This window comes from Bradyrhizobium sp. LVM 105, from assembly GCF_003957705.1.
GTDB lineage: Bacteria > Pseudomonadota > Alphaproteobacteria > Rhizobiales > Xanthobacteraceae > Bradyrhizobium > Bradyrhizobium frederickii.
Window position 1 is genome coordinate 720,356 of the sequence record NZ_QZMV01000002.1, and the last position, 21,214, is coordinate 741,569.

Sequence of the window (21,214 nt, forward strand, 5' to 3'; positions counted from 1 at the left end):
ACGTTCTCTGGAATACTGGATCGCCCGGTCAAGCCGGGCGATGACAGCGAATATGCGGTGGACAGATCACCGCACATGCGTGGCGACACATGCGTGGCAAACAGCAAAGCCTCTATCTCACCACCGCCCGCTTCGGCTCGACGATCTCGAACATCCTCGGGAATTCGTCCATCAGGCCCATCAGCTCGGCCAGCTTCATCGGGTTGCCGGCGAGCTTGACCTTGCCGGCGGCAACCGCCTCCGGAAAGCTGGTCAGCTTGGCGATCACCTCGTCGAGCGTGGCGCGCGCCAGCGTGAAGCTGGCATCGGCGCCTTCCGCCTGCACCCCCTCGGTGTAGGTGAGCGCGCAGTTCTCCAGATTGAGCACGAAGGTCTCGCCGGTGTCGGAAAAGCTCCAGTTCAAGACGATGTGCTTGCCCTCCGCCTTGGGACCGTTGAGGCGGATGCCGAGCACATCCCAGAGCTGCGAGGTGCGCAGCGCGGCCAGCGTCTCGCGCGGCATCGGCGGGCGTGCCGGCACCTTCGGCATGCCCTGGCGCAGCTCCTGGGCGCCGAACAGATAGGCGTTGCGCCAGGTCGCGCTTTCGGCGGCGTAGCCGAGCTGCTCCAGCGTATCAGCCAGGAGACCGCGTGCTGCCGCATTGTCAGGCTCGGCGAAGACGAGATGGCCGAGCACTTGCGCGACGAAGCGGAATTCACCCTTGTCGAAATCGGTGCGCGCCCGCGCCAGGATCGCGTCCGCCCCGCCCATGTACTCGACATATTTCTTGCCGGATTCGACCGGCGGCAGCGGATCGAGATTGACCGGATTGGCGTCGTACCAGCCGAGATATTTCTGGTAGATCGCTTTCACGTTGTGGCGGATGTGGCCGTAATAGCCGCGGCCGTGCCAGGCGCCCTCCAGGCTCTTCGGCAAGCGGATCGTCTCGGCGATCTCGGCCGCGGTGAGGCCGTGATTCATCAGGCGGATGGTCTGATCATGCGCGAATTTATAGAGGTCGCGCTGCTGGCGGATCATCGTGCCGATGCGCTCACGTCCCCACACCGGCCAATGGTGCTGGCCGCACATCGCCTCGGCCTTGCCGTCCCAGAGCCGCAAGGCCTCGCCCAGATATTTCGACCAGGCCAGCGCGTCGCGCACGTCGGCGCCGCGGAACGGCAGCAGATTGTGAAAATTGTGCGTGCAGTTCTCGGCGAGGTTCAGCAGCCTGTAGCGCGGGACGAAGAAGTGCATCTCCGCCGGCGCTTCGCTGTTCGGCGCCATCTGGAATTCGAACGCGACGCCGTCGATCACGCGCGTATCGCCGGTCGCCATGATCAGGTCCGTGGGGCGCAACAGCGCAACCGATCCCGCCGCCATCGATTTGCCGAGACCGCAATCGACCTGTCCGCGCGCGCCCTTGGCGAGCAGCGGCCCGAACTGGTACTGCGCCCGGCGCAGCATCGCCGGTCCTGCGATGATGTTCTCGGAGACGGCGTGCTCCATGAACAGGTTCGGCGCGATGATGGGCACGCGGCCGGTCGCGAGCGCATCGTCCTCCAGCACGCCGCGGGCGCCGCCCCAATGGTCGGTGTGGGTATGGGTGAAGATGATCGCCGCGACCGGTCGCGTGCCGCGATGCTTGAAGTAGAGATCGAGCGCGGCGCGGGCCCCTTCGATCGAGGTCAGGGTGTCCACGACGATGACGCCGCTGTCGCCCTCGATCAGCGTCATGTTGGCGATGTCGAGCCCGCGCACCTGGTAGACGCCGGGTACGACCTCGAACAGGCCGTGCTGCATGTTGAGACGCGATTGCCGCCACAGGCTCGGATTGACCGTGGGCGGCGCCTCTTCGGTGGACAGGAAACCGTAAGGCTGAAGACTCCAGACCGTCCGCCCCTGCGGGTTCGTGATCTCCGCGTTCTCGATGGTGCCGAGGAAGCCGCGCGCGGCATCGTCGAAATCCCGCGTGTCGGAAAACGGCAACGCGTTCAGCATCGCCGCTTGCTGCGCGATGACGGAGGGCGTTGCGTCCTTCGGCTCATTGCTGAGTTCGGTCATGTGTGTCCCCCCGCCTGATGCACGGCATCTAACCGCATCTTGCGGTCGATTGCCATTGGAGGAGACGAAGGAAATGGATGCCGTCTTCCCTTCTCCCCTCCCCCGAGGAGAGGGTGCATGGGCTAGGCAGCTACGCCTTCAACGGCTTGGCGCGATGCCGTGGCGTTGTCCGCCATCCGCAGTTCGCTGGCCAGCACGTAGCCGCCACGATTCTGCTTGGCCCGGTAAAGCGCCTTGTCCGAGCGCGACAACAGCGCCTCTGCGGTTCGGCCGTCGTCCGGCGCGACGGCAACGCCGACGCTCGCACCGAGATCGATCACCTGTCCGTCAACCTCGTATGGCGTGCCGATCGATTGCACGATCCGCCGTGCCATCGCCTCCGCGTCGGACGCGGCGCGCTGCACCAGGACGAACTCGTCGCCGCCCATGCGGATCACGAGGTCGTCAGGCGCGGCCAGCGCCTTGAGCCGTCCGGCGACCTGCTTCAGCAGCGCATCGCCGGCGGGGTGGCCGAACCGATCGTTCGCTTCCTTGAAGCGGTCGAGATCCAGCGTATGGACGGCAACCATCCCGGCCGACAGCATCACGGGCATATCCCTTGCCAGCACCGAACGATTGGACACGCCGGTCATCGGGTCGGAGCGCGCGAGCTGTTCGAACTGGCGCTTGAGCGTGATCTGGCTGATCGAGGCGTTGAAGCTGAGCCGAACCATCTCGAAGCTCGCGACCACGTACATCAGAATGAGGAGACCGAGCCCGACATGGCGGAGATCGGGCTGCATGAAGCTCACGATCGCGGCGGGCGCGGCGATCGCGGCGAGATCGAGCAGCGCCGCAGCGGGACGCAGCGCCAGCCGCGCCACCACGCCGGCGCCGAAGCCGAAACCGATGCCGACCGCCATCACGCAGCAGAGCGCATCGCCCAGCACGATGCTGCGCGCGGCGAACACGCCGAGCACGAGGGCCGTTACCACGGTGCCGGCAATGTAGCGCCGTTCCCAGTGCACGGCCTCGGCCCGGCCGAGAAGTGGCGGAGCCGCGAGGCGGCGGCGGAATGCAAATATCTCGACGAGACGAACAATCGCCACCACCACGCCGGCGACCGTCAGGCCGGCCGTCATCATATCACCGGTCTCGTAGGTCGTGATGGCGCCGACCATCGCCTGGCAGGCGGCCGCGAGAATGGTGGGCATCATCGTGCCGTGAAGACCCGTGATGACTTCCAAATGGACGGCGTCCGAAATCGACGCCGGTCCGGACTCCATTCTGTTGAAAAACATGCCAGCTCCCATCCGCTGGCATCTAGCGCAGACCCGTAAAGATTGCGTTCGCTACTCAACGATCGCATTTGAGCGTGCGGATTTACCGTGCATTAGCCATGTCTCGCCAGGACGGGCGGAGACGCAAGCTCATTGTCTCCGCTCCGCCCCGCGCCGCTACATTCCCAGCAGCCGCGGTAGCCACAGCGACAGGCCGGGCCAGTACGTCACCACCACGAGGAAGCCCAGCATCGTGAGCAGCCATGGCCACACCGCGACCGTGAGCTCGGTGATGCCCATCTTGGCGATGCCTGAGGCGACGTAGAGGTTGAGGCCGACGGGCGGATGGCACAGCCCGACCTCCATGTTGACTGTCATCAGGATGCCGAAATGAATCGGATCGATGCCGAGCTTGATCGCGACCGGAAACAGGATCGGCGCCATGATCAGGATGATGGAGGACGGCTCCATCACGTTGCCCGCAATCAGCAGCAGCAGGTTGACGAGCAGCAGGAAGCCGATCCACCCCAGGCCCTGGTCGATCATCCATTGCGCCAGCGCCTGCGGCACGTTCTCGTAGGTCATCAGGAACGAGAACAGCACGGCGTTGGTGATGATGTAGAGCAGCATCGCCGAGAGGTTCGCCGATGACAGCAGAACGCGCGGAACGTCGCGCAGCCTCAGGTCCTTGTAGATGAACACGGCCACGATAAAGGCGTAGACCGCGCTGACGGCAGCAGCTTCGGTCGGCGTGAACAGGCCGCTGTAGATGCCGCCGATCACGATCACGATCAGCAGGATGCCCCAGATCGACTTGCGGAACGCATCGAGGCGCTCGAGGAAGGTGGCCTTCGGCATCCGCGGATAGTCGTTGCGCCAGGCCCGATAGAACGTCGTTGCGCCGAGCAAGGAGGCCAGCACCAATCCCGGCACGATGCCGGCGATGAAGAGCTTGCCCACCGAGCTGTTGGTGGAGACGGCGTAGAGCACCATCGGGATCGACGGCGGAATCAGGATGCCGAGCGAACCCGAGGTCGTGATCACGCCGGCGCCGAACCGCTTCGGGAAGCCTTGCGCGACCATCGCCGGCAAGATCACCGAGCCGATCGCCACCACGGTCGCCGGCGACGAGCCGGAGATCGCGGCGAACAGCGCGCAGGCCACGACGCCCGACAAGGCGAGACCGCCGTACCAATGGCCGACCAGGGAAGTTGCAAAGGCGATCATCCGCCGCGCCACCCCGCCATGGGTCAGGAAGTTACCGGCGAGGATGAAGAACGGGATCGCCATGATCTCGAAATTCTCGATGCCGGTGAACAGCTTCAGCGCCACCGATTCGGTTCGCACGTCGGTCAGCGTGAACATGAAGCTGAGCACGGTGAGACCCAGCGCGATCGAGATCGGCATGCCCGTCAGCATCAGCGAGAGCAGCAGCGCGAACACGATGGCGACGCGCACGCCCTGCGGCAGCGTGATGAGGTGGCCCGCATGGGCGAAGCAGATGGCGACGATCAGGACCGGCAGCAGCATCAGGATCCAGCCGAGCGGGCTGCGCTCGTCCCGGACCACCTGAGTGTGCGTGACCGGGGCCGGATGCACCGGGTCCATCTCGACGCTTTCGACGCCTTCGACGCCCGCCACGTCGTGGTGCGGCAGCTCGCCGGTGCGGTAGAACGACCAGGCGACCTGCAGGAAGCGGAAGCACATCAGGCCGGAGCCGAGCGGGATGGTGAGATAGACCATCCACATCGGCGCTTCGAGATCGTTGGACTGCTGGCCGCTCTGCCACATGTGGGTGACGAAGGCGGCCCCGAAATAGCCGACGATGGCGGTGAAAAGAGCGCCGCACAGAAGGCCGAAGGTGATCACGCGCCGGCGCGACCCGCCGGGCAGGATGTTGACCAGCACGTCGACGCCGACATGGATGCCGGTCCGCACGCCGTAAGCGGCGCCGAACTTCGCCATCCAGATGAACATGTAGATGCAGAGCTCCTGCGCCCAGGACAGGTCGAGCGCGGCAAGCCAGACGAACGCCGCGCGGGCCGGGACGGCCAGGAAGGCCAGATTGCGGGCTTCCGCCCATTTGGCGATGTCGATCGACAGCCCGGCACCGTAACGATGCAGCACGGCGACGAAGATCAGCGACGTCGCAGCCGCGATCATCGTCGCGATCAGCCATTCCTCGAGATGATTGAGAAAGCGATTCAGCCCACGCAGCAACTTCGTCCCCCCAGCATTGGCTCGTCCATTCAAGAGTGAAACGGCCGGGAGTGCGATCACCCCCGACCGTTGGTATTGTTCTTATTGGGCCGCGGCCGTCAGTTCATCTTGACGTCGAGTTCCTTGGCAAGGAGATCGAGCACCTCCTGCCCGACCCGCCCCTTTGCCCATTTATACGTCGGCTGCATCGCCTCCTGCCAGGCCTTGCGGTCGGCGTCGGTGAGATAATGCAGATTGGTCTTACCCGTCTTCTTGATCTCGGCCAGCGCGTCCTCGTTCTCCTGGCGCGCGATCGAGTTGGTGTAGTCAGTCGCCTCCGCCATCGCCTTGTCAAGCTGGGTGCGGATGTCGGGCGGCAGGCCCGACCAGAACTTCGAATTGACGATCACGGCATATTGCAGATGGGCATGATAGGACACGGTGATGTCCTTCTGCACCTCGTAGAACTTCTGCGTGAGGTAGTTTGACGCCGTGTTCTCGCAGCCGTCAACCACGCCGGTCTGCAAGGCCTGGTAAACTTCCGAGAACGCCATGATCTGCGGGATCGAGCCCATGATGCGGAGATACTGGTCGGCGACCTTCGATCCGGAGATGCGGAATTTCAGCCCCTGAAAATCTGTCGGCTTCAGCAAGGGACGGTTGGCGGACAGCATGTGGAAGCCGTTGTCCCAATAGGCGAGCCCGGTGATGCCCTTGGCCTCGAGCTTCTGGAACAGCCATTTGCCGATCGTGCCCTTCATCGCGCTGGCATAGGTCGCATCGTCCCGGAACAGCCAGGGCAGGTCGAGCGCCTCGAACTCCTTGATGCCGAGCGGCGCGAATTTCGCCGTCGAGGGCGCAAGCATGTGCACCGAGCCGAGCTGCAGCGCCTCGATCTCCTCCTTGTCCTTGTAGAGCGTGGAGTTCGGGTAGACTTCGACCTTGACCTTGCCGTCGGTGTACTTCTCGGCCAGCTCCTTGAACTTCAGCGCGCCCTTCCCTTTCGGGGTGTCGTTGGCGACGACGTGGCTGAACTTGATGGCGATCGGAGCTTGGGCCGGCGCAGCGGCAGGGGCCAGACCTAATGCGACCGCCGCGACCGCAAGAAGCAGTTTGCGCATGAAGAACCTCCCCAACAACCTCGAAACCGGGTTCTTTTTGTTTTGCGGTCAGTACTCGCAGCAACCCGCAAGCCGAACAACCAGACCTAAGCCCAATTTGCCGCAGCCAAGCTATCTTGACGGAGGCCGTCTGCGCAACCCGGCACGCGCGGCCGTCCGTGGCGACGAGCGCTTATGTCGCATTGCGGCAATGCATCAGCCCTTACGCTGCGCGACAATGAAGAGACGGCGGAACGCGAACAGGGTCTGTCCCGCCGCATTCTTCGGATAGGCTTTCGCAACGCGCGCGCCATAGGCGGCCTCGAACGCGATCTTCTCGTCGCCAGCAAGCACGTCGAGATAGCGCGTCAACCAGGTCCCCTTGGTCCATTCCTTGACCGGGTTCTCGCCTTCGAGGACTTGCAGATATTCGGTCTCCCAGATGTCGATGTTGGCCGACATCGGCGCGAGAAGATCATGGTAGTAGGCCAGCCCCTCGACCGGCGGCGGCGTGACGAGATGCTCGACCTTGGACCGCCACGGACCATCGAGCGCGGTCTCGCCGATCAACACATGCGACGGTGCCAGAAAGTTGCGCGGCATCTGCACCGCAAGCATGCCGCTGGGCTTCACCCTCTCCATCACCGACGGAAACAGTGCCGCATGATGGGGTAGCCAGTGCAGTGCGGCATTGGAATAGATCAGGTCGTATTGCCTGGCCGGATGCCAATGGCTGAGATCTTCATGCGACCATTCCACATCCGGTGCTGCCTCGCGGCCGGCGGCGACCATCTCGGCCGAACCCTCGACAGCCGTCACCATCGCGTCCGGCCAACGCTCCCTAATCAGTTTCGTGACGTTGCCGGCGCCCGCGCCGAGATCGGCAATCTCGCGCGGGCCGAAATCCGGAATCCGCATCAAGAGGTCGACGGCGGGCCGGAGCCGATGGCCGGAGAATTTCAGATATTGCTGCGGATCCCAGACCATCGCTCAACGCCTTTTTCTTTTTCGTGTTTCCTTCAACGTCGCCCTTGGTTACCACTGCTCGTCCCGCTCAGGCAATTCGCAAGGCGGGACGGGACAGGAAACGATCAGCAACAAGCAAGAAGACAACCAAGAGAGCGTGTGACCATGGACCTCGGGCTCAAATCGAAAGCCGCTGTTGTCACCGGCGCGAGCATCGGCATCGGACGCGCCATTGCCAAGGGCCTTGCGGCCGAGGGCGTGCGCGTCGTCGGCGTGGCGCGGCGCGGCGACTTGCTCGCAGAGCTCGTGAAGGAAGTCGGCGGCGGGCTGATCACGCCGTTCGAGCAGGACGTCATGGCCAAGGACGCGGCGGAGCGGATCGCGGCCTTCGCGTTGAAGGAGCTTGGCCATGTCGACATCCTCGTCAACAATGCCGGCGGCAGCCGCCCGCTGCCGGTCGACGCGCCCGACAGCAAATGGGACGAGGCGATCGCGCTGAACTTCACCAGCTACCGCCGCATCGCGCATGCGCTGCTGCCGCAGATGATCGAACGCAAATGGGGCCGCATCGTCAACATCACCGGCAAGTCCGAGCCGGAAGGCCTCAACGCCGCGTTCGCCGCCAAGGCCGCGGTGCACGCCTGGGCCAAGGGCCTGTCGCGCGAGATCGGCGAGCACGGCATCACCATCAATTGCATCCCGCCCGGCCGCATCATGAGCGAGCAGATCCGCCGCAATTACGCACCCGACTATCGCGAGCGCTTTGCCGAAGAGGAAATCCCCGTCGGCTATTGGGGCGAGCCGGAGGATCTGGCGGCGCTCGCGGTCTTCCTGGCCTCACCCGTGGCGCGGTACATCACGGGGACGGTGATCCCGGTGGACGGGGGCTTGCGGCGGTATCAGTTCTAGGGGCTGCGAACCGCGAGGCAATCTTCGCATGCCTTGGAAGCCCGCAAGGACGGGCAGCGAGTGCCCCTGGCGCGGCTCGCGGAGACCTGCCGTGCCCGATTTGCCGACTGATCTCACGGTTTGACGTAACTCCAGCCCTGTTCCTGCAGCTCCATGACGCGGACGACACCGGATTTGACGACCGAGGCCTGCGGAATCAGGCTTATGTCCTTGTTCTCCGCCTTATGCATGTTTTCCTGCGTGTTGCCGCAAGCCTTGAAGGAGATTTCGGGATGGCTCATCGCGAGAACCTCGATGCGCGGCTTTACCGGCGAAGTGTCTTCACGCAGCATGTGAAGCCCGGGACCAAAGGTGACGACCTCGATCGACACCGGCTCACCAACATCGCGGTAATATTGCGCGACGTTGGTCGCATTGTTGAGGGCGAGGTTCATCATCGCAGGTTCGTTGGAGTTGACCTGCAAGATCAACCGATGGGGCTTGCGGGCGACCTCCGGTTTGATCATCTGAGCCAGCGCTCCCTCGTTCGCAGGGTTCCGCTTGCCTGTGTGATTCTGCCCCGGCTTGCCCGCTTGTTTATGTGTGCTTGACTGCTTCGGATTGCTCGCTTTGCTCTTCGCGCTCGTCTGCGGGGCCCACGGGTTGTCCTGCTGCGCCCGCGCGTTTGGTCCGGCCAGAAGCAGCATCGCCAAGGCGCTGATGATTGCCGTCGCCAACTTTGGATTGATCATCTCGTTTCTCCCGTTACCTGATGGTCACCGTCCTGGTCTGGCAACGGCATGCGGCCATTTGCATGCCGTCCCCACTCTTTCGCGCACGTTCTTGAATCCGCTGAGCGAGAATTTTCCCTCTTGCACCGCGCCGGTGCGGATGGTGAGACGCACGATGATGTGCCCGTCGTCGGGTAGCGACTTCAGCAACTGCACGACGTCGCCGCCGAAAGCGACGCCGGAACCGAACAGCGGCAAGGCCGCCGTGAGTTGCATTGGCTGCTCCGCGTTGAGCTGAAGGGACACGACATATTCACTGGCACTGCGTGCCACCGTCGGTCCTGCGACTACGACTTCCGTACGGCCTTTGCGGCAGTGGATTGCGAGTAGCATCGCGGCACCATCCGAGCCGCCGACGGAAGAGGTCGTGGCGGTGACGATTGGTGAATAGTCGACTGGCGAAGTGGTCTCGCTGATCAGCCAGCTATCGTCTGAGGCCCGCCGCCCGGGCGGTGGAATCTTGCGTGACAGATCTTGCAGACATTCCAGCCGAGCTTGCCCCTCCATCGCCGAACAAGACCGAAGTATTGCTATGGGATCACTCGTGTTTTGCGCGTATGCGATTCCGCAAGCCACATTGAAAGCGACGGCGAGCGGAGCAGCCGCACGCTTCATGGCCGCGCCTGTGCACTGCGCGCCTTGCGATCCAGCCAATCCTGCGCGGCCTGGAAGCGGGTGAGTCCTGGCACGGTCGCCGCGAGATTGATCGACCGCCATTTCGGATCGAAGCCTGGCGCCTGCAGCCGGTCGACTCGCGAGAACAGATACTCGACAAGGCGCGCCACGCGCTTGTAGCGATTCGAATGTTGTGGCCAGTTGAACGCAACGAGCGCTGTCGGCACCGCGATGGTCGAGATCCGCTCGCCTTGCCTGATCAGATTGGGATACTCGCTGGCATCCAGAGTCGCGGGCAGATAATAGTCCTCGAACTTGCTGTCGTAGTTGACCGGCAGGAACTTGAATCCAGCCTCCCAACGGCCCTTTACGAAGGCGTCGACGGGTTTCGAGGTAATGAACACGACGGCAGACATCTCGCCTTTGCGCATCTGTTCGAGGGCCACCTGATGCGGAATGAACGTCTTGTCGATATCGATGCCCAGACGGCTGAAGATCAGTGGCCCTGAATAGGCGGCTGCGGTGCCCAGGGTGTTGAAGTTCACCTTCTTGCCGGCGAGATCCTGCAGGCTTGTGATTTCAGGCCGCACAAAGACATGCAGCTCGGATGGGAAGAGATTGAGCAGATACGTGATGCGGCTTCGGATCTGCGGTGCCTGGACCTTGTACTCTTCGAGCGCATCGGAATTGATGATGGCGGTGTCGACGCCACGCAGATACAGCAGCGCATTCAGATTATCGGTGGCTCCCCGCGTGACGATCGGCAGGAGATGCAGGTCTGCTCCGTCGTCCACGACACGCGCCATTTCTGCGGCGAGGCGGATCGGTGCGCCCTCGAGCAGACCGCCGGCGAGCCCGACCGTCCAGGCGTTCATCCGGTCCTTTTCATTCTCCTGGGGCAGCGACCTTCGGACGGGCTGAGCATCGGCCTTGGTATTTCTGGCCGTTTGCGCTTCCAAGCAGGACGTCTGAAGCATCATCGCGACCGGCACCAACCAGGTGAGCAGGAGCAACGAGAGTGACTTTGGCGCTCTGTTCATGTCGTTTCCCTTCCGAATTCGCCACCGCAATCTCTGGTCCCGCAGGGCTGCAACAAGTGCACTCTCACCGCTGCAGCGCATCCAGCCGTTCCTTCGCTTCGCGAATACCGCCCCGGTGTGCCTTCGCGTAGAGCTCTCGCGCCTTGGCCGCTTCGCCGCGCGTTCCATAGGTGCCCCAGGCGGACAGAACTGCCGGATCGTATGTCTCCGCGAGCATGAAGCTTGCCTGCGCAATGTCCTTCTCAGCCGCGAGCTCGAGTACGATCCGCGCTGCGCCGATATTTCCCTGATCGAGCAACGCCCTGGCGCGCGGGATCAATCGGGCCTCCGCCTCGTTTTGGCTTTGGTTTGCGGCTGTCAGAGGCTCCCCGAGGGCCGCTTCCACGCTCCGCGTCGCCGGCACGATCGGGCCTTCATCTTTTTTCGCCACCTCGAGGCGGGCATCGATGGGAGCCGATGCCGATGCACGGTCTTTTTGCCTGGCTTCGGTCCCGCTCCGCTCCTGGTGCAGCGACTGCCGCAGTTCGGCAATCTCCCGGTTCGCTACCTGTCTCTGCTGCGAGGCCGCATCATTCGCCTGGCGCAATTGCACGTTCCGGGTTTCGATTTCACGGCGCGTTTCGGCAAGTTCCCTCGTCAGCGCGGCCGCATGCGCCTGAGCGTCTTCGAGAGCGCGGCGTTGTGGTTCGGCATTGGCCATTACCGCTTGCGCGGCTTTGGCCTGGGCCACGAGGTCGGCGTTCTTCTGCCGCTCGTCCTGCAAAGACTGCCGCAGCTCCGCAACCTCTGCCTCTTGTTCCGTAGCCGCAGCTTCCGCCATGAGCGATGCGCGGGGTATTCCGGCAAGCTCGCTCGCGAGCGCGGCGGCACGCGACTGCGCCTCGTGGCGCTCTTGCTGAGCGCTCGCCGCTGCCGCCTGCGCGGCGTTCGCCTGCTTCACGAGGAAGCCACTTCTTTGCCGTTCCTGCTGCAGGGTCAGCTGCAGTTCCTCGATTTCCCGCGCCGCCGCATCTCTCTGCTGCGCGGCCGCATCGTCCGCGTTGCGGGATCGCGCGTTACCGGCGTCGATCTCGCGGCGCGCTCCGGCAAGTTCGTTCGCGAGCTCGGCGTTGTGGGCTTGCTCCTGTTGAAGCGATTTCCGCAGCTCGTCCGCGGCGATTTCCGCCGTGTGCGTGCGCTGGACTGCCTCGTCGAGCTCCCTGCGCGCCTCGGCCAGCTCGTTGGCCGGCGCTTCGATGCGCGGCGCCTCCTCGTCCAGCCGCGGGCTTGGTTGCACCACGCTTGCCGGCTCCGCCTGCATCAGGGCTTCGGTCGCTTCGCGCTGAAGGAGCGCCAGCGAACCGGTCGTGATCTCCAGCCGCTGATCAAGGCTAATGCCGCTCTCGCCGCCGATGCGCGTCATGTCCGATTGCGCGGTGAATGGTGTGAACACGCCGAGCAGTGAAGCTCCGAGGCAGATGAAGGGGACCAGAACTGCAGCCGCCACGAGCCAGCCGCCCGATTTTTCGTCTTCCGGATCGACATCCTCCGTTGCGGGATGCCAATGGGTGGGCGCAGGATTGATTGCAGAGCCGTCCCGCCAGACCCATTGATCCGCCCCAGGTGACCAGTGGCCGAGCTCAGCAGTCCCGGTCGCATCCTCTACCCAGATGTCTTCTCCGCTCCTCGGTGCTGTATCAATTAGTCGGCGCATGCCTCACGCCTCCCTCGACGGCAACTCCAATGGAGCGGATGGCTCGGCCTGTTCGCCTGGCTCAGTGCTCGATCAGAACACGGTAGATCGACGTAACGTTGAGGCGGCACGCCGCCATTATTTAAATTTATTAAATATATAAAACTCTATATAATTTAACTGCATGACAAGTCAATTAAATAATCAGTGCCGGGAGGGATTCGTCGGCCGCCGAGGCCAGGTTTGACGGCGCGTCATGGAGCAATGTCATTATCCAGCCTACGGCTCCGCCGCCCGCGGCTTGCCGCAGGCCGCCATCCCGGGTGAAATTGGAAGCCTCATGCCGACGGGCGACAGCCCTTCATCCCTGGCCCGCCGCGGGACGCCATGCCGAGTGCCCCTCAATGGTTCTTCCGGAACCGCGAGACCGGTGCCATCACCGTCGCGCAGTGGCCCAATCTCCTTTTGTGGATCGTGATCGTTGCGGGCGTTCTGCTTTGGATCTGGCCTTCCGCAGGCAAAGCCAGCATCGGTTTGACGATCGTGTTGAAAGGCGGCCTCATCATCTGGGGCGTCGACGAGATCGTCCGCGGCGTGAACCCTTGGCGGCGCTGCCTCGGCGCCGCCGTGGTCATCTACGCACTCACGACCCTTCTGCTATAAGGTCGTGAACATGTTCGCACGACCTGCAGTGTCAGTCTCAGACAAGGGCAGATTACCGCTCGCGGCTTGCTGCTGCTCCCAGCACATCATGCCGCCATGCACCCGGGCTGACGCCGGCAATTGCCGAGAAGACCCGCGTGAAGTGGCTCTGGTTGGCAAAGCCGGCCGAGATCGCAACCTCGGACAATGATGGGCCGGGCTCGCTCATCAGACGCTTTGCGGTCCTCACGCGATGATGCAGAAGCCAGCGATGAGGCGGCAGGCCGGTGGCCGCGCGAAACGCACGTGAGAAATGGCTGGCGGAGAGGCCTAACTCCGCAGCGATCGCCTCCAATGGCAGCTTCCCGCTGAGATCCGCTTCGAGTTTGTCGCAGGCGCGCGCGAGCTGCCATGGCGCAAGCGCGCCGCGGCTGCCCTCGATCTTGTGCCGAAAGCCCCCATAGGCCTGAGCGACGTGGGCGGTGAGGGCCAGCATTGTGTGGTCGACGAAGAGCTGGTTTGCCTCGTCCGGCCGCCGCAGTCCCTCGCGCAAGGAGGCACCGATATGACGGACGATGGCATCATCGTGCCCAACAGGACTGCAGTCGAGCGTATCGATGCGCCGCGCCCCCGACTGATCAGCGAGACCATCGAGCGCGGAACGCGGCACGTAGAAGTGCAGAGAGTGGAATGGCTTGTTGATCAAGTAGCGCGGGTCGACCCTGAGATCATAGAGATACGTCGTGCCGGCGTGGACATCCGCCTTCTTGATGTGACGCCCCTGCTCCCAGATCTCGCACTCCGGATAGTCGCGCAGCTTCAGACTGACGAGATAGGCATCTTCCGCGGCAAACGAACCGGAAAGGCCCGGCACGGGATTGTCGTTGCGCGCTTCAGTGACCGCAATCTTGGTGCTGCGCAGCGACCCTGTCGTCAGAGTGGGAGGGGCTTCCTCGAGGCGAAGGAATTCTGCAACCCGTTCACCGTAAGCGCCTGTCCTGGTCATCCTATGTCTTTTCCGTCACGTCGAGGGAGCAGGCCGCAGCAAGCTGCCATTTCCAGAGCGATATATCGGCTATCCACCCATTGCTGTCCACGACCGGCGACGTCGCACCGGGGGCGGCTCGGTCCTTCGCCTCGACCGAGCCACGCCAGAATTTGTTAATTGCTTCAAAGCGATGCGGTTCGTGCCTGATGCCTTAGATGCCCGACGACAGAGGCGCGGACATCACGATTTTTCACAAACGCACGGGGGGCCGCGCGCTCCTGTTGCCGCAGAGCAGGATCAGGCAAGGCACGGCAGCAATAGGAAAGACACAGATTTCCGCCCCGCCTAGAACCCGCAAATCTACTGCATCGAAACTCGACGGATCGCTTTGGACCCCAATCCATCCGGCGAGCGAAGATCACGGCATCGGCCGTTCGGCCCGCTTTGCTGCGGCAAAGACCATGATCAAGAGGTCGCGCGTCAGCGACGCGCGCACACGAGCGAGAGTCCATGAGCAAAGTTGTCTTGCGCGAATCCGCGAATGAAATCCCCGCCGCGCCTCGGGGGCAGCGCGACGTTGCCCTCGGAGGCGACCGGTCCGCTGCGGGTGTGGAGATGGCTCGCGTGCTCAGGACGGCTCCCTTTCGCATGGCGTTGGACGCCTCCGGCGCCGGGATTGCTCACTGGAAGCACGACCCATTGCACGACGTCGTCGAGCCCATGAGTCACCACGTCATCATGGCTTATAACGGCACGGTACAGCGCATGGAGCGGCGGTCCGGACGGTCGATCGCGATCGGGACGTTTCGTCCCGGCGTCGTCATCATCATTCCGGAGGGATCGACCTCCCGATGGGACATCCCGAAGCCCGTCGACGTCGTTCAGCTCTACCTGCCGCAGACAACGCTGAAGCGCGTGGCGGACGAAGCCGCAACCGGATCGCCGGCCGAACTCCTGGAGCGCACCGCGCATCCCGATCCCGTGACTTCCCGACTGTTGCTGAGTGCCGCGGATGTGCTGGAAGGGCACGAAGCGCTGGATACGCTCTTCAGGCAACAACTCATGGATTTGCTAACGACGCGTCTTCTGGCTGCGCACACCGGTTCGCCGAGCGCGATCTTGCCGACCAGGGGCGGGTTGTCGCCGAAGACACTGCTCCGCGCAATCGAGCGGTTGCGCTCGGACAGTGATGCCGACGTCTCACTCGCAGCTCTTGCGGCCGATGCCGGCTTGTCGCGCTTTCATTTCTGCCGTGCATTCAAGGACAGCACCGGACTGTCTCCCCATGCCTGGCTGCGCCAGCACCGGCTCGAGCAAGCCATGAATATGTTGCGCGACACCGACGCGCCCGTCGTCTCGATTGCGGCCACGCTCGGTTACTCCTCGCAGACTGCCTTTGCCGCCGCGTTTCGAAAGCTCACCGGGGAATCGCCGAGCGATTGGCGGCGGCGCGCACGTTAGCAGCAATCGCGCTGCAATCGCGTCAATCGCGCTGGGGCATCGGCGCATGCGTTTCGCTAGGAATCATGGTGCCCCACACCTGAAACGGAAATGGCAAATGACCTTGATCAGCTCTGTCAGTCGGCTCGCGAGCACCTCGCGGCGAAACATTCTCGCAACAACTCTCTTGTACGCGGCGTCGTTGACCGTCCGCTCCACCTCGGCAGTAGGCAGCGACGTGGAGACCGCGTCCCTCTTGACCGGCAGGAACGACGGCACGAGCTCTGTCACCACCAGCGACGGCGTAAGGATCTTCTACAAGGACTGGGGACCGAAGTCCGCACAGCCGATCGTCTTCCATCACGGTTGGCCGCTCAGCTCCGATGACTGGGATGCTCAGATGCTGTTCTTCCTCGGCAAGGGCTTTCGCGTGATCGCCCATGACCGCCGCGGCCACGGCCGCTCGAGCCAAGTCAACGACGGGCACGATATGGACCACTATGCGGCCGACGTCGCTGCCCTCGTGCAGCAACTCGATCTTCGCAACGCCATCCACATCGGCCACTCGACAGGCGGCGGCGAGGCAGCGCGCTACGTCGCACGTCACGGCCGGGATCGCGTGGCCAAGCTGGTACTCATCGGCGCTGTGCCACCCCTGATGCTCAAGACCGAGTCCAATCCCGGCGGATTGCCTCTTAAGGTCTTCGACGGCTTGCGCGGGCGGCTCGCTGCAAATAGGCCGCAGTTCTATTTTGAATTCGCGAGCGGCCCCTTCTACGGATACAATCGTCCGGGCGCCGAGCCTTCGCAGGCGACAATCTGGAACTGGTGGCGCCAAGGCATGATGGGCAGCGCCAAGGCCCACTACGACGGCATCAAGGCCTTCTCCGAGACCGCCTTCAGCGAAGACCTAAAGAGCATCGCTGTCCCGACGCTCGTCCTGCATGGCAGCGACGACCAGATCGTCCCCGTCGCAGACTCCGCACCGCTGTCGGCCCGGCTTCTGAAGCACAGCACCCTGAAAATCTACGACCTGCTGCCGCACGGGGTCTGCACGACCCACCCCGACATCGTCAACGGCGACTTGCTCAGGTTCGTGACGGCGTAGCCTCGTCTTCATCGCAATCAATTCAAGGACCAGTCAACATGCGCATCGTCATCATTGGCGCCGGCTTCGCCGGCATGTATGCCGCCCTTTCAGCCGCCCGCCTGCGCGACATCCAGGGCGCTCCGCCCGACGAGCTCGAGATCGCGCTTGTCGCGCCCGAGCCGACGCTGGTAGTTCGGCCGCGGCTCTACGAACCGAACCCCGAGACCCTGACGGCACCGCTGCAGGACGTTCTCGAGGCGATCGACGTCGTCTATATCAGGGGCCATGCCGAGACGATCGATACCAAGTCCAGAATCGTCGAGGTCGCTGCCGCGGAGGGCACGCGGAAGATGCTATCCTACGACCGGTTGGTGGTCGCCACCGGTAGCCGGCTGTTTCGCCCGAACGTTCCCGGCCTTGCGGAGCACGGCTTCAGCGTCGACCAACTCGATGATGCGATCGCGCTCGATCGTCACCTGCATGGACTGTTGAACCGCCCTGCCTCTAAGGCGCGCAATACCGTCGTCGTCGCAGGCGGCGGGTTCACCGGCATCGAAGCGGCGACCGAGCTGCCGTCACGCTTGCGCAAGATTCTCGGCAAGGACGCCCAGCTGCGCGTCGTCATCGTCGACCGCAATGAGACGATCGCCCCGGACATGGGCGCAGGCTCACGTCCCATCATCGAGGAGGCGCTGCGCAAGCTCGGCATTGAGACCAGGCTCGGCGTCGGCGTGGCCTCGCTCGACAAGTCCGGCGTCACGCTTTCCAACGGCGAGCAGATCGAGTGCGAGACGGTGATCTGGGCCGCCGGCATGCGCGCAGCGCCGTTGACGGCGCAGATCCCTGCCGAACGCGACCAGTTTGGCCGGTTGCTCGTCGACCGCGAGCTACGCGTGCCATCGGCAAGCGGCGTCTTCGCTACTGGCGATGCCGCGCGGGCTGCGTGTGACGATGTCGGCAATTACGCGCTGATGTCATGTCAGCACGCGACCCGGATGGGCGCCTTCGCCGGCAACAACGCCGCTGCCGAGCTGCTGGGCGTTCCGACCAGACCCTATCACCAGAAAGCCTACGTCACCTGCCTTGACCTCGGCGAAGCCGGCGCGCTGTTCACCCGCGGCTGGGAGCGCACGGTCGAGATGGTCGGCGACGTCGCCAAGAAGACCAAGCAGGAGATCAACACGGTCTGGATCTATCCACCCAAGGCCGAGCGTGCCGCAGCGCTCGCCTCCGCCGATCCCGAGCGCGTCACAGCGCTATAGCAACTACCCCCCAACTTTGAAAAGGAGACCAACATGAATCTGCACAACGCTTCCATTGCCGCGAAACCCGAAGAGCTCGTGCCGTCGCGCTACGCGGTGCGCATCGGCGACATCGAGGTGCTGGTGGTCAGCGACGGCGTGCTGCCGCTCCCGACCACCATGCTGGCGCACAACGCAGACCCGGCCGTGCGGGCCAACTGGTTGAGCGAGATGTTCCTGCCTCAGGATGCGTTCGACTGGGCACTGAATGCGGTGATGGTGCGAAGTGGCGACAAGACCATTCTCATCGACGCCGGACTTGGGTCCGATCCCGATCTGCATCTGCCGCGCGCCGGACAGTTGATCAAGCGCCTGGAGGCCGCCGGAATCGACCTCTCGTCCGTGACCGATCTCGTGTTGACCCACATGCACATGGATCACGTCGGTGGCTTGCTGGTCGACGGCGTGAAGGAGCGGCTGCGCAAGGACCTGCGGATCCACGTGGCCGCTGCCGAGGTCAAGTTCTGGGAGTCGCCCGATTTCACCCATACCAACATGCCGCAGGGATTTCCCGATGCGCTTCGGGCCGCCGCCAAGCAGTTCGTGAAGATGTATGGCAGCCAGATCCGGCCGTTCGAGGAGCAGCACGAGGTTGCACCCGGTGTCGTCGTACGCCGCACCGGCGGTCACACGCCAGGACACAGCGTGGTCCGCGTGGCGTCCGGCGGCGAGGCGCTGACCTTTGCCGGCGATGCCGTGTTTGCGGTCGGGTTCGACCAACCCGAATGGCACAACGGTTTCGAGCACGACCCTGAGGAGGCGGCGCGCGTTCGCATCCGGCTGTTGCGGGAGATCGCGCAGAGCGGCGAGCTGCTGGTGGCCACGCACATGCCGTTCCCATCGGTCGGTCATGTCGCGGCCGCCGGCGATGCCTTCCGCTGGGTACCGGTCTTCTGGGACTACTGACCGCTATCGAACAGGCCGAACTGGAGCCCTCACGGATGACTGAGCTCCCGCTCCGGATGAAAGCCCTCACGGCGGCCGGGACACCGAGAAATCGACCGCCGTGGCCTGCAAACTCGTCTTCAATCCAACCAATCGATGCGGTCCACCGCGCGAGAGACCAGAACATGCAAGATCAAAAAGTCGTTGTCGTCACGGGCGGCACATCGGGTATCGGACGGGCAGCGGCGCTGCGCTTCGCAAAGCAGGGCTACCGGGTGCTCATCACCGGCCGCCGGGCGAGCCTGATCGAGGAGACAATGCTGCAACACCCGAGTATCGCGGGAATGACGGCGGATGCGGCGTCCCCCGAAGATGCCAAGCGAACCGTTGCAAAGGCACTCGACAAGTGGGGCCGCCTCGATGCGCTGGTCAACAATGCCGGCGCCGGCGCAATCTTGTCACTCGCCGATGTCACTGTCGATCGCATCACAGATATCTCCGCCGTCAATGTGCTCGGCCCCAGTCTGCTCGCGTCCGCGGCGCTTCCTCATCTCAAGGCCGCGCGCGGCACGATCGTCAACGTCTCTAGCACCTTCGGGCACAAAGCGGCCGCGGGCCTATCTCACTACGCAGCCAGCAAAGCCGCCGTGGAGCATTTGACGCGATGCTGGGCCCTGGAGCTGGCCCCGTTCGGGATCAGGGTGAACGCCGTTGCACCGGGCCCAACAGAGACGGGCGCGCTGACGGGCATGATGGGATTGTCGGCGGAGCAGGCCGTCGCGGTCGAGGAACAGGAGCGCGTCAGCATACCGCTCGGTCGCCGCGGCGCGCCGGACGATATCGCTGAATGGATCGTCCAACTCGCCGGGCCCGCCTCGGCGTGGGTAACCGGTCAGGTGATCGCCATCGATGGCGGCCTGGGATTGGCATGATCCCGCGCGGCCACTGGCGCTGCCGGCGCAAGATCGAAGGGCACCGAACCTCACCCCTGGCCCGCCGGCGGAACCACGTACAGCGTCAGCGCGAACACCGCATAGATGAAGATCATCAGCGCGCCGACGAACCAGGCCGAGCGCCCGCTGGCGGTGATGAAGGCCGACGTCACCGTCGCGATCATCATCATGGTGACGGCGCCCGGCCAGAACTGCAGGTCCATCGGCTTCGGCCCCACGACATAGCTGAGCAGCACCAGCGCGGGTGCCACGAACAGCGCGATCTGCGAGGCGCTGCCGAGCGCGATGCTGACGGCCATGTCGAGCCGGTCCTTGCGTGCCGCGGCGAAGGCCACCGCAAATTCGGCGGCGGCACCGACCAGCGAGACGACGATGAAGCCGACGAAGGCCGGGCTCATCCCGAACGTTTCCGCCGCCTTCTGCACCGATTCGACGAAGATCTCGCTGACCAGTGCCACCAGCACGGTGACGACCAGCAGCGTGCCGACGGCTGTTCCGATCGGCCAGTGCGCCTCCTTGTCGTCGTCGCCGTGACCGGCGCTTGCGAACAATTCCTTGTGCGTTCGCAGCGAGAACAACAGGCCGAGCCCGTAAGCGAGGATGAGCAGGACCGAAATGCCGAGGCTGAGCTTGTTCAGGATGCCTCCACCCTGCGGCAGATGTTCGAGATCGGCGACCGCCGAAGGCGCAAGCAGGGCGACGGTCGCCATCAGCAACAGGCCGGACGAAAGCCGCGCACTGGCCCGGTTGTACTCCTGCACATGATAGCGCAGGCCGCCCAGCAGCAAGCACGCACCCAGCATGAACACGGCGTTGGTGACGATCGCGCCCGCGATCGAGGCCTTCACCAGCATGTACTGGCCGGCGCGCAGTGCCGTGATGGCAATGATCAGCTCGGTCAGATTGCCGAGCGTTGCGTTGAGCAATCCGCCCACGGCATCGCCGGTCTTCGCGGCCACCGCCTCGGTGGCGTGGCTGAGCAGCGCCGCCAGCGGAACGATGGCCAGCACCGCGAGCACGAACAGCAGCGTGTGGGAATGCGGCGCCACCGCCTCGGCCACCAGCACGATGGGCACGAAGGCCAGCGTCCAGAGCAAAGGAGTTTTCCGGATTTCCCTGAGCAGGGTCTGCATGTGGCCGCCCTTCCATCGATGCGCTGATGGAAAGGTTGGGCGGCCGCACAAGCCGAGTGTTGATCTGCCTCAACGTCGGCCTGGTGGAGATGGCGCGTGCAGGACGCGCACGCGGCCTGCTCTCGGTTCGATCGCTGGCACGTTGGAATTCTGCCAGTGTTTTGCCCGACGGGTCAACTTCATCGCGGCTGCGACCGCCCGTTTGCGACAC

Annotated in this window: 18 protein-coding genes and 1 pseudogene; 7 read left to right on the forward strand and 12 right to left on the reverse strand. The window is 63.9% G+C overall.

Going from position 1 to position 21,214, the window contains the following annotated elements; translation table 11 throughout:
- Nucleotides 1-112 precede the first annotated feature (112 nt).
- From D6B98_RS08615 to D6B98_RS08635, 6 genes and pseudogenes are all read right to left on the reverse strand, one after another.
- Nucleotides 113-2,041: an alkyl/aryl-sulfatase gene (locus D6B98_RS08615; RefSeq protein ID WP_126256569.1), complete on the reverse strand. Its 1,929-nt coding sequence runs from the start codon at nt 2,039-2,041 to the stop codon at nt 113-115.
- 122 nt (nt 2,042-2,163) lie between these two features.
- The gene (locus D6B98_RS08620; protein ID WP_126256570.1) at nt 2,164-3,321 is read right to left on the reverse strand and encodes a GGDEF domain-containing protein; all 1,158 of its coding nucleotides are present in this window, start codon (nt 3,319-3,321) and stop codon (nt 2,164-2,166) included.
- Between the two features lie 156 nt (nt 3,322-3,477).
- A complete protein-coding gene (locus D6B98_RS41680) occupies nt 3,478-4,758 on the reverse strand; it encodes a TRAP transporter large permease (RefSeq protein ID WP_235885004.1) in 1,281 nt (426 codons plus the stop codon).
- Nucleotides 4,759-4,983: 225 nt separating this feature from the next.
- Nucleotides 4,984-5,463: pseudogene (locus D6B98_RS41685) on the reverse strand (TRAP transporter small permease); the annotation flags it as partial.
- A 155-nt stretch (nt 5,464-5,618) separates the two neighbouring features.
- A complete protein-coding gene (locus D6B98_RS08630; protein WP_126256572.1) occupies nt 5,619-6,620 on the reverse strand; it encodes a DctP family TRAP transporter solute-binding subunit in 1,002 nt (333 codons plus the stop codon).
- Between the two features lie 195 nt (nt 6,621-6,815).
- Nucleotides 6,816-7,586, reverse strand: a complete 771-nt coding sequence (locus D6B98_RS08635) for a methyltransferase domain-containing protein (RefSeq protein WP_126256573.1) — start codon at nt 7,584-7,586, stop codon at nt 6,816-6,818.
- A 144-nt stretch (nt 7,587-7,730) separates the two neighbouring features.
- Here D6B98_RS08635 and D6B98_RS08640 point away from each other — a divergent pair, with 144 nt between their 5' ends.
- Nucleotides 7,731-8,474 (forward strand): SDR family NAD(P)-dependent oxidoreductase, encoded by a 744-nt coding sequence (locus D6B98_RS08640; protein ID WP_126256761.1) that lies wholly within the window; start codon nt 7,731-7,733, stop codon nt 8,472-8,474.
- 113 nt (nt 8,475-8,587) lie between these two features.
- On the opposite strand, the gene D6B98_RS40795 is transcribed toward D6B98_RS08640, so the two are convergent.
- The 4 genes from D6B98_RS40795 to D6B98_RS08660 all read right to left on the reverse strand — a co-directional run bounded on the left by D6B98_RS40795 (nt 8,588) and on the right by D6B98_RS08660 (nt 12,592).
- Entirely contained in the window at nt 8,588-9,205 is a 618-nt protein-coding gene (locus tag D6B98_RS40795; RefSeq protein ID WP_164718475.1) for a DsrE family protein, read from the reverse strand.
- A gap of 24 nt (nt 9,206-9,229) precedes the next feature.
- Nucleotides 9,230-9,859 carry a type VI secretion system-associated protein TagO gene (locus tag D6B98_RS08650; RefSeq protein WP_235884995.1) on the reverse strand — a complete coding sequence of 210 codons (630 nt, stop codon included), beginning with the start codon at nt 9,857-9,859 and terminating at the stop codon, nt 9,230-9,232.
- Nucleotides 9,856-10,899 carry a TAXI family TRAP transporter solute-binding subunit gene (locus D6B98_RS08655; protein WP_126256764.1) on the reverse strand — a complete coding sequence of 348 codons (1,044 nt, stop codon included), beginning with the start codon at nt 10,897-10,899 and terminating at the stop codon, nt 9,856-9,858. The genes D6B98_RS08650 and D6B98_RS08655 overlap by 4 nt, the downstream gene beginning before the upstream one ends.
- A gap of 64 nt (nt 10,900-10,963) precedes the next feature.
- A complete protein-coding gene (locus D6B98_RS08660; RefSeq protein ID WP_126256574.1) occupies nt 10,964-12,592 on the reverse strand; it encodes a coiled-coil domain-containing protein in 1,629 nt (542 codons plus the stop codon).
- A 366-nt stretch (nt 12,593-12,958) separates the two neighbouring features.
- Here D6B98_RS08660 and D6B98_RS08665 point away from each other — a divergent pair, with 366 nt between their 5' ends.
- On the forward strand, nt 12,959-13,234 hold the full coding sequence (locus tag D6B98_RS08665; protein WP_126256575.1) for a hypothetical protein: 276 nt from the start codon (nt 12,959-12,961) through the stop codon (nt 13,232-13,234).
- 52 nt (nt 13,235-13,286) lie between these two features.
- Here D6B98_RS08665 and D6B98_RS08670 read toward each other — a convergent pair whose 3' ends face one another.
- Nucleotides 13,287-14,219, reverse strand: coding sequence for a helix-turn-helix transcriptional regulator (locus tag D6B98_RS08670; protein ID WP_126256576.1), 933 nt, complete (start codon nt 14,217-14,219; stop codon nt 13,287-13,289).
- Between the two features lie 492 nt (nt 14,220-14,711).
- Here D6B98_RS08670 and D6B98_RS08675 point away from each other — a divergent pair, with 492 nt between their 5' ends.
- The 5 genes from D6B98_RS08675 (at nt 14,712) to D6B98_RS08695 (ending at nt 19,849) form a co-directional block, all read left to right on the forward strand.
- On the forward strand, nt 14,712-15,662 hold the full coding sequence (locus D6B98_RS08675; protein ID WP_126256577.1) for a helix-turn-helix transcriptional regulator: 951 nt from the start codon (nt 14,712-14,714) through the stop codon (nt 15,660-15,662).
- A gap of 97 nt (nt 15,663-15,759) precedes the next feature.
- Nucleotides 15,760-16,749, forward strand: a complete 990-nt coding sequence (locus tag D6B98_RS08680) for an alpha/beta fold hydrolase (protein WP_126256578.1) — start codon at nt 15,760-15,762, stop codon at nt 16,747-16,749.
- A gap of 38 nt (nt 16,750-16,787) precedes the next feature.
- Nucleotides 16,788-17,993, forward strand: coding sequence for an NAD(P)/FAD-dependent oxidoreductase (locus D6B98_RS08685; RefSeq protein ID WP_126256579.1), 1,206 nt, complete (start codon nt 16,788-16,790; stop codon nt 17,991-17,993).
- Nucleotides 17,994-18,026: 33 nt separating this feature from the next.
- Nucleotides 18,027-18,938 (forward strand): MBL fold metallo-hydrolase, encoded by a 912-nt coding sequence (locus D6B98_RS08690; RefSeq protein WP_126256580.1) that lies wholly within the window; start codon nt 18,027-18,029, stop codon nt 18,936-18,938.
- Between the two features lie 164 nt (nt 18,939-19,102).
- Nucleotides 19,103-19,849 carry an SDR family NAD(P)-dependent oxidoreductase gene (locus tag D6B98_RS08695; protein WP_126256581.1) on the forward strand — a complete coding sequence of 249 codons (747 nt, stop codon included), beginning with the start codon at nt 19,103-19,105 and terminating at the stop codon, nt 19,847-19,849.
- A 50-nt stretch (nt 19,850-19,899) separates the two neighbouring features.
- On the opposite strand, the gene cax is transcribed toward D6B98_RS08695, so the two are convergent.
- A complete protein-coding gene (cax, locus tag D6B98_RS08700) occupies nt 19,900-21,003 on the reverse strand; it encodes a calcium/proton exchanger (RefSeq protein ID WP_126256582.1) in 1,104 nt (367 codons plus the stop codon).
- Nucleotides 21,004-21,214: the final 211 nt, after the last annotated feature.